We start from the raw sequence: 12,737 nt of genomic DNA, 5'->3' as shown, positions 1-12,737 counted from the left end.
GCCCGCGCCGTCCGGCGAGCGCCCGGCGGTACTAGCCGGGCGCGTCCTCGCCTGGGTGGGGCACGCGGGCGCGCTGTTCGTGGCCGCGTGCTGCGCGCTCGTACCGCTGGCCCTCGGCCGGGCCGCCGGCGTTCCGCTGCTGGCCGGTGCGCCGCTGCTGCTGGTGGCGCTGACCCTGCTCGGCACCGCGCTGCTCACCGGCGGGGCGGTGTTCCGCGCCGTGGCCGCCGCGCTGCTGGTGCCGGTGCTGGCCGGCGCGGTGATCCGTCCGATCGTCGAGCTGGACCTGTCGCTGCTGCTCACGGCGCTGGTCGTGGTGGCGGTGGCCGGCGCGGTACGGCTGCTGCCCGCCGGGTGGCGGCCCGGTCCCCGGGCCGGCGCGCTGCTGGTGGCCGGCGGGATGGCGCAGTTCGTCGTGCTGCTGGCCGTCGCGCTCGCCGGCACCACCGCCGGCCGGTCGCTGCCGCCGTGGCAGGGGGCCGCGGCCGGGCCCGACGCCGACGGGGGGTGGCAGCTTCCGGCGGCGATCGCGCTGACCGTGGCCGCCTTCGGGCTGTTGCTGCCGAGGGCCGCCCGGCCGGCGCTGGCCGCGATCGGCGCGGCGGCCGTCGTGCTGGCGGTGCCGGCCAGCTGGCCGTCGCCCTGGCCCGCGGTGGTGGCGCTGGACCTGGTGGCGGCGGTGGGCCTGTTGGCCGTCGCGGTGGGGCGTCCCGGCGTCCGGTCCTGGACGGTCCTGGCCGCGGGGGTGGCCGGGACCCTTCTGCTCGGGCACGGACTGGTCGTCGGGCTCGCCGCGACGGCGGGTGCGGGTGCGGCGCTCGCGGTGGTGCTGGTCGCCGGGACCGCCGTGGCGGCGGCCGGCCGGCGCGGCACGGCCGCGCAGCGCCGGGTGGCCGGGGCGGCGTCGGCCGTCGTGCCGGTCGCGGTGCCGGCCGGCGCGGTCGTCGCCCTCCTCGCCGCCGGGGCGCCGGCCTGGTGGCAGGCGCGGGCGGCGCTCGCCGCCGTCGCGCTGCTGCCCGTCGGGCTGCTCGCGGTCCGCCGGCACTGGCCCGACCTGCGGGCGTACGCCTCCGTCGGGGTCGCCGTGGCCGTCGCGGCGGTCGGGTTGGCGCCGCTGGTCGTACCGGCCGACGAACCGGTGACGCTCTACGCCGCCGTGGCGGTCCTGCTGGCGACGCTGGGCGGTGCGGTGCGCTCCGACGTCGTACTGCGGGTGGCCGGCATCGGGCTGCTCGTGGTCTCGGCCGCCGCCGCCCTGCCGGTGGCGTTGACGGCGCTCGTCGCCCCGTACGGCGAGGTGTCGCCCTGGTCCGGGGCGCCCACGGTCCGGGCCGACCCGGGGGCGCTCCCGGTGGGCCTGGCGTTGGCCGTGCTGGCGGTGGCCGGGGTGCTGGCCGGCCGGCGGGACCGGGCTGTCGTGCGGACCGGCCCCACCGGCGCGGACGCCGTTCCGTCGGCGGGCGCCGGCCATGTGGAGGGTGCCAGCCATGCGGCGGGTGCCGGCCATGCGGCGGGCGCGGTTCCGTCGGCGGGCGCCGGTTGGTGGCGGGCCGCGCTGGTCGCGGTGCCGTTCGCCGCGGCCGCGCTGCCCGTGCTGCTGGTGGCCGCAGGGGTGCCGTGGCCGGTGCTGCCGGTCGGCACGCTGCTCGGCGGGGTGGCCCTGGTGCTGCTCGCCGCCCTGGCCGCACCGCGTCCGCTGCTCGCCCCGGTCGGGTTGCCGGTGGGTCTGGTGCTGGCGGCGTCCGGGCTGCTCGGGCTGCTTGCCACCCGGACGGGCACGATCGTCGGCCTCGGCGTGCTCGTCGTTGCGGCGGCGGTGGTCGGGGTGGCGGCCCGCCGGGACGACGCCCGGCTGGGCGGCGCCCTGGTCGCGGTGGCCGCCGCGACCAGCCTCGCGGTCGTCGCGCCGCTGGCCGGCGGGCTGCCGGTACGGGCGGCCACGTTCAGCGTGCTCGCCGTCGCGGCACTCACCCTGGCCGCCGCGGCGGTGCTCGGTCAGGTCGGGGCGTCCCCGGCCGGTCCGGCCCGAAGGGGACGGGCCACGGCGGCGGCATTGGACGCGGCGGCTCAGGCGGTGGCACTGGTCGCGCTGCTGCTCGCGGTGGGCTCGCTGCGCCACGCCGCGACGGTCTGCGCGCTGTGGGGCGCCGCCGTCGCGCTGCGGGTGCTGCCCCGGGGCGAGTCGGCGGGCCGGCGGTGGGCCTTCGCGGGCATCGCCGGCGGCAGTGAGCTGCTCGGCGGCTGGCTGCTGCTGGCCGCCGGGGACGTGGCGGTGCTGGAGGCGTACACGGTGCCGGCGGCGGCGCTGGCTCTCGTGGCGGGCGTGGTGGCGCTGCGTACCCGGCCGGGGCTGAACAGCTGGCTGGCGCTGGGCCCGGGGCTCGCGGCCGGGCTGCTGCCGAGCCTGGTGTCGGTGCTGGTGGCTGCGGACCCCCAGCCGTGGCGGCGGCTGCTGCTGGGCGTCGCCGCGCTCGCCGCGGTGCTCGCCGGGGCGACCCGCCGCTGGCAGGCGCCGGTGCTGCTGGGCGGGGTGACCCTGGCGCTGCTCGCGCTGCACGAGCTGGTCCGTGGCTGGGACCTGCTGCCCCGGTGGATCTTCCTGGCCGTCGGCGGGTTCGCGCTGATCGGGCTCGCCACGACCTACGAGCGGCGCCGCCGGGACCTGGCCCGGCTCCGGGCCGCCGTCGGCCGGATGGGCTGATCAGGCCCGGTCACGGGTGCCGGAGGTAGGGCTCGCCCTACCCCCGAACCGGGGGTGGGCAGGGTTACTCAGCGCAACCGTTCGCCGGAGACTGGAAGCGGGACGCGCCGGCCGGCACGTCCCGGGATCGAGGAACGGGAACGGAGCCGCGATGGTGCTCGGAGCGGTGGCGGAACCGCCGGTACGGCGGGGCAGTGACTACGCGCAGTTGTCCCGGCGGATCAGCGGGGCGGGCCTGCTGGAGCGACGCCCGGGCCGGTACGTGACCCGGATCGTGCTCACGCTTGGCGTCTTCGCGGCGGGCTGGGCGGCCGTCGGCCTGGTCGGCGACTCGTGGGCGCAACTCCTGGTCGCCGTCTTCCTCGCCGTCGCCACCACGCAGGTCGCGTTCCTCGGCCACGACGCCGGCCACCGGCAGATGTTCCGGCGGCGCGGGCCGAGCGAGGCCATCGGCCTGCTCACCGGCAACCTGGCGGTCGGGCTGAGCTACGGCTGGTGGGTCGACAAGCACAACCGGCACCACGCCAACCCCAACCACTCCGACGAGGACCCCGACGTCGGGGCCGGCGCGCTGGTCTGGACGTACGAGCAGGCCGCCGCGACACGCGGGTTCGGCCGCCGGCTGGCCCGTCGGCAGGCGTGGCTGTTCTTCCCGATGCTGCTGCTGGAGGGGCTCGCCCTGCACGTGGCGAGCGTGCAGGCGATTGTGGGGCGGGACTCCGACGGTCGGTTCCGCACCCCGATGCGGCGCCGCGGCGTCGAGGCGCTGCTGCTGGTCCTGCACGCCGTCGGCTACCTGGGTGCGCTGCTGCTGGTGATGTCGCCGGTGAAGGCGCTGCTCTTCGTCGTCGTCCACCAGGGGCTGTGGGGCTTCTACATGGGGTGCTCGTTCGCCCCCAACCACAAGGGCATGCCGATGCCCACCGCCGACGACGACCTGGACTTCCTGCGTAAGCAGGTGCTCACCTCCCGCAACGTGCGAGGCGGCCGGCTCGTCGACGTCGCCCTGGGCGGGCTCAACTACCAGATCGAGCACCACCTGTTCCCGAACATGCCCCGGGCCAACCTGCGCCGGGCCCGGCCGATCGTCCGCGCCTACTGCGCCGAGCAGGGCATCCCGTACGCCGAGACGGGGCTGGTCGAGTCGTACCGTCAGGCGCTCGCGCACCTGCACGAGGTGGGCCGGCCGCTGCGCGGCTGACACGCGCGAACGGGGGCGGCGCCGGTCGGCGCCGCCCCCGTTCCGTGTGCGGTAGGGCTCAGGAGCCCATGGACTCGATCAGCTCCTGCGGGGCCTCCTGCGTGTCGCCCGCGGCGGGCTTCTTGACGGTGACCGGGGCGCCGAAGTCCGAGTAGTTGGTGATCATGGTGCCCAGCGACTCGTGCAGCACCTGGGTGTCGATGGCGAACTCGACGAGCCGGCCCTGGTCGTCCACCCTGGCGGTGAACGGGACGGCCTTGGCCTTGTCACCGAGGGCCTGGATGGCCTTGTCGTCGGGCTTGGTGCGGGTGTAGTCGAGGGTGCCGGAGTAGCTGCCCGGACCGGTCTTCTCGACGTCCACCACGCTGTCGACCATCTGCTTCGCGCCGCCCGGGTCGCCGTCGGGCATCAGGTTGAGCTGGCCGCTCTTGCCGAGCTTGGTGGCGTCCATGTGCATCCACTTCTTCGGCATCCCCTGCATGCCGGTGACCTTCAGGTAGACGTCGTTGCCGAGCATCAGGATCCGGAAGGTGCCCTCGGCGCCCATCTTCAGCGTCATGTCGCCGGTCTTGGTGGCCGGGTCCATCACGCCGCTGCCGTTGATGACCGGCGACGTGAGCCGCATCTTGACGGTCTGCTGGTTGAGCTTCTGCGCGGCGGCGGCCAGCTCGGCTCGGGCGTCGGCGGGGGCGCTGCTGGCCGGTGCCGCGCCGGTGGTGCCGCCGTCGCCGGCCGGAGCAGCCGTGTCCGTCCCCGTACCGCACCCGGTGAGACCGAGGGCGAGCGCGGCGACGAGCGCGACCCCCGTGGTCGCCAGCCGTCGAGTGTTCATCGTGGAAATCTCCTCACGCAGGGTGGGCCGGGGGCGACGCCGGTCGCGGGCCCGGCCGGGCCGCCGGTCAGCCTAACCCCGCCGGTCCACAGCCGCTCATCTATGCCGTGGCGGTCATCGGGCCGCCGCGCCGCCGGGGTGGGCCACACCTCCCGCCGCTGGTCGGCGTCGTCGCGACCGGTCCCGGTAGGGTCTCCCCATGGCAGACGTGCTCACCGCCGAGGCGGTGCGAGACGAGCTGGGTGGGCTGGCGGGCTGGTCGGGAGACCCCGCCGGGATCACCCGCACCGTGGAGCTGGCCAGCTTCCCGGCGGCCATCGCGGTGGTTGACCGGGTCGCCGTGACGGCGGAGGAACTGGACCACCACCCCGACATCGACATCCGCTGGCGGGCCCTGACCTTCCGGTGCGTCACGCACTCGGCGGGCGGGGTCACGCGGCGTGACCTGGAACTGGCTCGGCGGATCGACGAGATCGTGGGGAGCGTCGGATGAGATTCGAGATCAGCAAGGTGCTGGACGCCATCGAGGGTCGGGTCAGCACCGACCCGTCGCTGGCCCGGGCCGTCGTCGACCTGGCCGAGGTGATCCGCTACCAGGATCTCGACGGCGGTCGGCCGGCGAGCCTGCTCCGCCTCGGCATGGTGATCGACGCCCTCGCCCGGGAGATGGAGGAGGACAGCGTCCCGGTCTACGCGGTGGTCCACCGGGCCCTGCTCTCCGACGCCGACCTCACCTCCAATGAGCGCATGGTGGTCCGCCGGTGGGCCGACGACGGGCTGGTCGAGGTGCTCGACAACCCGGGCGACCGGATGCTGGAGGTGGCGGACCTGCTCGGGCTGCCCGTGCTCACCCGGGTGCGGGCCGACGGCCTGCGCGGGCGCTACCCGTGGCTGGTCGAGCAGGCCGGCCGGGTGCTCGCCCCGGTGCCCGGCGCCGGCGGGCCGGCCTTCGTCGCCCACGTCGGCGGCGGGCACACGCCCGTCGCCGGTGACCGGTCACCGGCCGGCGTGAAGCTGCTCGCCCGGCGCTGGCGCTGCGCGGAGCCCGGCTGCGCGCTCTTCGGCGGTGGTGGGGGCGGCGGGGCATTCGCCGACCTGTCCCGGGTGGTGGAGCGCAGCCCGGCCGGCCAGCCGCCGCCCACGCTGCGCGGCGGCGTGCCGACCTGCCCCCGGCACGGCACCCGGCTCGGCGACGCCGGTCCGCGACCGCGGAGCGCCGTCCTGGCCGTGCGGGTGGGCGGGCTGATCCGCCGACGCTTCGTGCTCACCGAGGAGGAGCCGGCGGTGGTCGGCCGCGCCCCCGACCAGTCCGGCGGGATCACCCTCGGGCAGTGGCTCAACGACGAGGCGCGCCGCTGGATCAGCCGCAGCCACGTCCGGTTCGAGCTGCGGGTCGGCGAGGTGATCGTGACCGACGTGAGCACCAACGGCTCGGGCATCCGCCCGGGCGGGTCGATGGCGGAGCCCGACCGGGTCCCGCTGGCGCCGCAGCAGTCCCGGGTGCTGGCCGAGGGCGACATGGTGGAGCTCTACCCGGGCGTGCAGATCGGCCGGCCCGACGAGCTTCCCACCGGCGCCCCCTACACGCCCACGTCGGTCATGGCCGAGGCACCCACGATGGCGATGCGCCTGCCCCGCTGAGCCGCCGGGAGACGACGGCGGGCGCCGGGACCGTGGTCCCGACGCCCGCCCGTGTCGTACGGGGCTCAGCCGGCCAGCACCGCGGCGAGCTGGGCGACCGCGTGGTCGATCTCCTCCTCGGTGATCACCAGCGGCGGGGCGAGCCGGATGGTGGCGCCGTGGGTGTCCTTGGCGAGCACCCCGCGCTCGGCGAGCCGCTCGCACGCCTCCCGGCCGCTCATCAGCGCCGGGTCGATGTCGAGGCCGGCCCACAGGCCCCGGCCCCGCACCGCGACGAGGCCCCTGCCGACCAGCGACCGGAGGCCGGCGTGCAGCCGGGCGCCCAGCTCGGTCGAGCGGCGCTGGAACTCGCCGGTGGCCAGCAGCCGGACGACCTCGGTCGCGACGGCGCAGGCCAGCGGGTTGCCACCGAACGTGGAGCCGTGCTGGCCCGGCCTGAGCACGCCGAGCACGTCGGCGTTCGCGGCCACCGCGGAGACCGGCACGATGCCGCCGCCGAGGGCCTTGCCCAGCAGGTACATGTCGGGCGTGACGCCCTCGTGGTCGCAGGCGAAGGTGTCCCCGGTCCGGCCGAGGCCGGACTGGATCTCGTCGGCGATGAAGAGCACGTTCTGCTCGGTGCAGACCCGGCGTACGCCCGGCAGGTAGCCCTCCGGCGGCACGACGACGCCCTGCTCGCCCTGGATCGGCTCGATCAGCACCGCGACGGTGTTCTCGTCGATGGCGGCGGCCAGCGCCGCCAGGTCGCCGTAGGGGACGACCGTGAACCCCGGGGTGTACGGCCCGAAGTCGGCCCGCGCGTCCTCGTCGGTGGAGAAGCTGACGATGGTGGTCGTCCGGCCGTGGAAGTTCCCCTCGGCCACCACGATGTTGGCCTGCCCCGGCGTGACGCCCTTGACCTGGTAGCCCCACTTGCGGGCGACCTTGATGCCGGTCTCCACGGCCTCGGCGCCGGTGTTCATCGGCAGCACGAGGTCCTTGCGGCACAGCTCGGCCAGCTCGCGGCAGAAGTCGGCGAACTGGTCGTGGACGAACGCCCGGCTGGTGAGCGTCAGCCGGTCGAGCTGCGCGTGCGCGGCGGCGATCAGCGTCGGGTGGCGGTGGCCGAAGTTCAGCGCCGAGTAGCCGGCCAGGCAGTCGAGGTAGCGGCGGCCGTCCACGTCGGTCAGCCAGGAGCCCTCGGCGGAGGAGATGACCACCGGCAGCGGGTGGTAGTTGTGCGCGGTCCACCGCTCCGCGTCGCGGATCGCCTCCGGCGTCCGCAGCATGTCGTCGATCACTGGCTCGCCTTTCCCTGACGGAGTCGCAACGTGCAGCACTTCGGTCCGCCGCCGGCCTTGCGCAGCTCGGAGAGGTCGACACCGATCGTCTCGTAGCCCCGGTCGCGCAGCTTCGCGGCCAGGCCGGTGGCCTGCTCCGGCAGCACCACGTGCCGGCCGTCGCTTACCGCGTTCAGCCCGAAGACCTCGGCGTCGGCGAGGGTGGCGTGCACTGCGTCGGGGAAGAGCCGGCGCAGCACCGCCCGGCTGCCCGGCGAGAACGCCTCCGGCAGGTACGCCACCGTCCGCTCGTCGAGCACGGTGAGCGCGGTGTCCAGGTGGTAGAAGCGCGGGTCGACCAGCTGCATGGTCACCACGGGGTAGCCGAAGACCTCCTGGAGCTGCGCGTGCGAGGCGTGCGCGGTGCGGAAGCCGGTGCCGGCCAGCAGGAAGTCGCCGGCCAGCAGGATGTCGCCCTCGCCCTCGTTGACGTGCTTCGGGTCGTGCATCTCGAAGCCGGCGGCCTCGAACCAGGCGCGGTAGGCGGGGGCCTCGTCGGCGCGCTGCGGGTCGCGGAACTGCACGGCCATGGCCTTGCCGTCGATCACCGTGCCGCCGTTGGCGGCGAACACCATGTCGGGCAGGCCGGGCACCGGAGCGATCTCCTCGACGGTGTGGCCCAGGTCCCGGTAGATCTGGCGCAGCTGCTCCCACTGCCGGACGGCGAGGTCGGCGTCGACCGGCGCGGTCGGGTCCATCCACGGGTTGATGGCGTAGTCGACGGCGAAGTACGTCGGCCGGCACATCAGGAAGCGCTGGCTGGTGGCGTCCATCGTCATTGTCCTGCTCCCAGGGGTCGGGCGCGCCCGGCCACCTTCGGCCCACGGGCTGGCGCCGTTGCTCAACGTTATGCGGCGCCGATGGTGGAATCCACCGCTGGAAGTTGCGCAGGCCGACGAAACGTTGCTTCTGGGGAGTGCTGGACGATGATTCGTTGCGTATCTGCCCCTGGCGGTGCACCCGGCCGGAAGTTGGGCCCGGAAAACACTTCGGGGGCGGCGAATCGCCGCCCCCGAACAAGGGTTGCCCGGCTGGTGAACCACCAGGCTGGTCGGGCGTCGCCGGTGAACCACCGGCGCTGCCGGCGCACCGCCGGCGAGCCGAACAGTGCCCGCTAGAAGCGGTCCACAAACTGTGAGTCAAGCCACTCGCGGAACCGCTGCACCCAGTCCCCGTCGGTGGTCGGCCAGTCGAACTGGCCGGTCATCGCCAGCACGCCGAGCACCACCGCGCCGAGGCCCAGCGCGACGCCGAGCAGCGCGTCGGTCTTGCCGGCGATGTGCCGGCGACGGGTGGCCATCAGGCCCAGCACCGCGAGGACCGCGCCGAGGGCGCCGAGGGCGATGCCGTACCCGGCGAGGCTGCCGGTGAGCACGAAGAGCGCCCCGGCCACGCCGACGATCAGCCCCAGCGTGGCGAGGATGCTGGCCCGGGGCTTCGGGCCGGCGACCACCGCCCGCTCCGGCTCGCGGTCGGGAACGCCGTCGCCGTCGCGGTCGACGGGCCGCTCCACGGTGTCCCCGTCGACCGCGCGGTCCCGGTCCGTCCGGGCGCCCAGCGTCGGGTTCCGGTCCAGATCGGTCGTCCGACCGTCGAGGGTCCGTTCGAGGGTCGGGTCGGGCTCGGTGCTCCGGGGGACGCGTCGGTTGTCGTCGTCGGTGGGCCGGGCCGTGGCCGCCCGGGCGACTGCCGCCCGCTCGGCCGCCCGCCGCTCGGCGGCACCGTCCCGCCCGGCGGCACCGTCCCGCCCGGCGGCGTCGGGCGCGGCGCTGCTGCGGTAGGTCGTCTGCTCGCCGTCGCGGTCGGTGACCACCGGACGGCTGGGCCCGCTGCTGCCGTCCGCGTCGGCCCGCGGTACGCCGTCCCGGCCGGTGCCGGCGGGAGCGTCACGGTCGTCGACGCGGCCGTCGAGGTTCTCGTCCCGTGTCGGCGCCTCTTCCGACCTGCGGGACAGCGAGGGAATCTTCACCACACACACCTCCTCGTGAATGCGTGGTGGCCGATGCAACGACTGCCGCCCACGCGGTACGCCTCTGCAATACCCAGGCGGTCGTTCCGCGACACCGGGCGCGCGCGGCGGTGGGCCGGGTCGGTGCGGAGGAGGTTCCGATCCGCGCGTGCAGCCGGGCGCGGCGTCCTACCGCTGCCACGTGTCGAGGGCGCGGACGGCGGTGCGGGCGAAGTCGTCCATGAGGTCCGGGCTGCCGCTGGTGCCCTCCCAGCCCTGGTCGTGGAGCACCGTCGTGACGTCGTCGACACGGATCACGGCGATCTGGCTGACCGCGTCGCCGCCGGTGCGGTTGCCCTGCAGGTCCGTCTGCGGCCAAGTCTGGGTCACGAGCAGGGCCTCGTCGCCGACGCCGGGCAGCGGGCGGGTCCGGACCTCGACGGTGGCCCCCGACCGGCGGTAGGACTGGCACGAGTCGAGCGAGTCGCGCAGCCGCCGCAGGTAGTCCGAGGCGCCCTCGCCCTCGAAGGTGAAGATGGTCTGCGTGACGGTGCCGTACGGCACGTTCTCGGGCGGGTCCTCGACCTGCTTGTAGACGTTCATCATCGAGGCGCTCGCGGTCACCGCCCGACCGCCGGTGCCGAACTCCTCGCCGCACAGCTTGGGTAGGGCGTTTGCGACGGGCGTCGTCGTCCGGGGCGACTTCCGATGCTCCGGCGGCAGTTCGAGGAAGGCCGAGGTGGGAATGGTCACTGGCGCCTTCCCGCTGGGCGAGGGCGGCGGAGCCGTCGCGGTGGGCGTCGACACGGTCGCCGAAAGGGTGGGTGCCGTGCTCTCACCCTGATCGTCGGCCGGGGCGGTACAGCCACCGCCGAGGCCGATGGCACCGAGCAACGACACACCGAGGGCGGTGGATCGCCGCAGTCTGGTGGCGGGACGCCGGGGGGTGCGGTGATCCATCGTGGTGCCTCCCTGTGTCGGCCTGTCCCGACCTCTTCCCGGCAGCGGGTCGACCGAAACGAGGGGGTGCTGCCCGGCTGCCGGGCGGCACCCCACGCCGGGGCAAGCCGTATCTATTAGAAGTCGACGAATTCCTCCGCGCCTCCGTCCGGCCCCGCCGACCGACCGGGCGGGGCGCGAGCATCCGCAGCACGCCTCGGTCGGCGGCCCCGCGAGCCGCACGTATCCTTGGCACCCGTGCCAGAGGGACACACCATCCACCGCCTGGCGGCGCGACACGCCGAGCTGTTCGGCGGGGACAAGCTGCACGCCGCCAGCCCGCAGGGCCGCTTCGCCGAGGGCGCGGCCCGCCTCTCCGGCACCGTCCTGGAGGCCACCGAGGCGTACGGCAAGCACCTGCTGCACCACCACGCGGGCGAGCTGACCCTGCACATCCACCTCGGGCTCTACGGGAAGTTCACCGACGGCGCCGGGGAGCCGCCGGAGCCAGTCGGCCAGGTGCGGCTGCGGCTCACCAGCGACCGGCACTGGCTCGACCTGCGCGGCCCCACCGCCTGCGAGCTGCTCACCCCGCCCGAGGTGGCGGCGCTGCGGGCCCGGCTCGGCCCCGACCCGCTGCGCGCCGACGCCGACCCCGAGCGGGCGTACGCCCGGATCTCCCGCAGCCCCACGCCGCTGGCCGCGCTGCTGCTCGACCAGTCGGTGGTGGCCGGCACCGGGCTGATCTTCGTCACCGAGGCGCTGTTCCGGGCCGGGCTGCCGCCGACGCTGCCCGGCCGGCGGTTGACCCGCGCCGGCTGGGACGCGCTCTGGGCCGACCTGGTCGCGCTGATGCGGCTCGCCGTCGGCCGCGGCCGCATCGACACCGTCCGCGACGCGCACCTGCCCGAGGCGATGGGCCGCCCCGCCCGCGTCGACCGGCACGGCGGCGAGGTGTACGTCTACCGCCGCCCCGGCGACCCCTGCCACGTCTGCGCCACGCCGGTCAGCCGGGGCGAACTGGCCGGCCGCAACCTCTACTGGTGCCCCACCTGCCAACCGTCCTGACCGCCGCCCACGCCGACGTCGGTCTCACCGGGGAGGCGCGTCGAGCAGCCAGCGGACCACCTCGACCTGGTTGGGGAAGACCTGCCCCTCGCCGATGCTCCAGGCCAGCGTCTGCCCGATCGCCCAGCCCCACACCCGCTCCCGGTCCAGCCCCAGCTCCGCGCTGAGCCGGTCCAGCCGGTGCCGTACGGCGTCCGGCGAGTGCCCCAGCTCCGCGCCGCGCACCAGCGGCACCACCCCGAACTCGCGCTCGCCGGTCAGCGGCTTCGGGTCGATGACCAGCCACGGCTCCCGGGTGGCCCGCAGCACGTTGCCGGCGTGCAGGTCCTGGTTGACGAGCACCTGCTCGCCCTGGCTGTCGACGAGGTCCGCCAGCAGCCCGAGCGCGGTGTCGATCAGCCGCCGCTCGTAGGGCCGGCCGGCCCGCTCCCAGTTGGCCGGCAACCGTTCCGCCCAGCCGGCGGCCTCCTCGGCGAGCGGGGTGAACGGCGCACCGGCCGGACGCCAGACCCGGGGCAGCAACTCCACCGCCGCGTCCAGCGCCGCGTCGGCGGGCAACTCGTGCAGCGGCGTGCCGGGCACGCACCGCTCGACCAGCAGCGCCCGCCGCTGCGGGTCGTGGGCGAGCAACCGGGCCGCCCCCACCCCGGCCCAGCACTCCAGTGCCGTCGCCTCGTGGACGCTGTCGGGGTCCGGGTACTGGAGCTTCAGCACCGCCGGCGTGCCGTCGGGCAGCTCCGCCGGCAGGGCCAGCGAGGCGAAGGCGTACGGGAAGGGCGGCCCGAGCCGCAGCGACCAGCGCTCGGCGCAGGCGGCCAGGCGCTCCGGCAGCGCCGCCAGCCACTCCCGCCCGGCCGGCACGCCCCGCACCCAGCCCAGCCCCTCGGGGATCAGGAGTTCGGAATCCACCCGACCATCCTTCCTTCACCAGCGCCCGCCCACCCACCCCGCACCACCGATTCCCCGCCCACCGCCGGTGGTGGTGATCAAGAGGTTCGGGTCCGCGACGGAGATCGAACCGGACGCAAACCTCTTGATCACCGCGTCGGGGAAGAGGCGGGCGGCGGAGGGGAGGGGAGGGGGAGGGC

Annotated in this window: 11 protein-coding genes; 5 read left to right on the top strand and 6 right to left on the bottom strand. The window is 75.5% G+C overall.

All coding sequences use genetic code 11. The features are described 5' to 3' along the window. Together AB0B83_RS06390 and AB0B83_RS06385 are read left to right on the top strand one after the other, a co-directional pair. Nucleotides 1-2,701: hypothetical protein (locus tag AB0B83_RS06390; protein WP_357577265.1), on the top strand; the 2,701-nt coding region annotated here is incomplete at its 5' end. 151 nt (nt 2,702-2,852) lie between these two features. Next, on the top strand, nt 2,853-3,902 hold the full coding sequence (locus AB0B83_RS06385) for an acyl-CoA desaturase (RefSeq protein WP_357577264.1): 1,050 nt from the start codon (nt 2,853-2,855) through the stop codon (nt 3,900-3,902). A gap of 58 nt (nt 3,903-3,960) precedes the next feature. On the opposite strand, the gene AB0B83_RS06380 is transcribed toward AB0B83_RS06385, so the two are convergent. Then, entirely contained in the window at nt 3,961-4,734 is a 774-nt protein-coding gene (locus AB0B83_RS06380; RefSeq protein ID WP_357577263.1) for a hypothetical protein, read from the bottom strand. Between the two features lie 199 nt (nt 4,735-4,933). On the opposite strand from AB0B83_RS06380, the gene AB0B83_RS06375 reads away from it, so the two are divergent. Together AB0B83_RS06375 and AB0B83_RS06370 are read left to right on the top strand one after the other, a co-directional pair. Beyond that, on the top strand, nt 4,934-5,227 hold the full coding sequence (locus AB0B83_RS06375; RefSeq protein ID WP_151455679.1) for a 4a-hydroxytetrahydrobiopterin dehydratase: 294 nt from the start codon (nt 4,934-4,936) through the stop codon (nt 5,225-5,227). Continuing rightward, the gene (locus tag AB0B83_RS06370; RefSeq protein ID WP_357577262.1) at nt 5,224-6,375 is read left to right on the top strand and encodes an FHA domain-containing protein; all 1,152 of its coding nucleotides are present in this window, start codon (nt 5,224-5,226) and stop codon (nt 6,373-6,375) included. The genes AB0B83_RS06375 and AB0B83_RS06370 overlap by 4 nt, the downstream gene beginning before the upstream one ends. Nucleotides 6,376-6,440: 65 nt before the next feature. Here the strand turns inward: AB0B83_RS06370 and rocD are convergent, their stop codons facing one another. From rocD to AB0B83_RS06350, 4 genes are all read right to left on the bottom strand, one after another. Continuing rightward, the gene (gene rocD / locus AB0B83_RS06365) at nt 6,441-7,655 is read right to left on the bottom strand and encodes an ornithine--oxo-acid transaminase (protein WP_357577261.1); all 1,215 of its coding nucleotides are present in this window, start codon (nt 7,653-7,655) and stop codon (nt 6,441-6,443) included. After that, nucleotides 7,652-8,467, bottom strand: a complete 816-nt coding sequence (gene ddaH, locus AB0B83_RS06360; protein ID WP_207913845.1) for a dimethylargininase — start codon at nt 8,465-8,467, stop codon at nt 7,652-7,654. Before ddaH ends, rocD begins: the two co-directional genes overlap by 4 nt. Nucleotides 8,468-8,808: 341 nt before the next feature. Continuing rightward, the gene (locus AB0B83_RS06355; RefSeq protein ID WP_357577260.1) at nt 8,809-9,666 is read right to left on the bottom strand and encodes a UbiA family prenyltransferase; all 858 of its coding nucleotides are present in this window, start codon (nt 9,664-9,666) and stop codon (nt 8,809-8,811) included. Between the two features lie 165 nt (nt 9,667-9,831). Beyond that, nucleotides 9,832-10,395, bottom strand: a complete 564-nt coding sequence (locus AB0B83_RS06350; RefSeq protein ID WP_357577259.1) for a hypothetical protein — start codon at nt 10,393-10,395, stop codon at nt 9,832-9,834. 444 nt (nt 10,396-10,839) lie between these two features. Here AB0B83_RS06350 and AB0B83_RS06345 point away from each other — a divergent pair, with 444 nt between their 5' ends. Beyond that, nucleotides 10,840-11,649, top strand: coding sequence for a DNA-formamidopyrimidine glycosylase family protein (locus tag AB0B83_RS06345; protein WP_357577258.1), 810 nt, complete (start codon nt 10,840-10,842; stop codon nt 11,647-11,649). Between the two features lie 24 nt (nt 11,650-11,673). Here AB0B83_RS06345 and AB0B83_RS06340 read toward each other — a convergent pair whose 3' ends face one another. Next, the gene (locus tag AB0B83_RS06340; RefSeq protein WP_357577257.1) at nt 11,674-12,558 is read right to left on the bottom strand and encodes an aminoglycoside phosphotransferase family protein; all 885 of its coding nucleotides are present in this window, start codon (nt 12,556-12,558) and stop codon (nt 11,674-11,676) included. Nucleotides 12,559-12,737: the final 179 nt, after the last annotated feature.

This window comes from Micromonospora sp. NPDC049060, assembly GCF_040649055.1.
Classification (GTDB): Bacteria; Actinomycetota; Actinomycetes; order Mycobacteriales; family Micromonosporaceae; genus Micromonospora; species Micromonospora reichwaldensis.
This window is presented reverse-complemented; position numbering and strand designations above follow the sequence as displayed.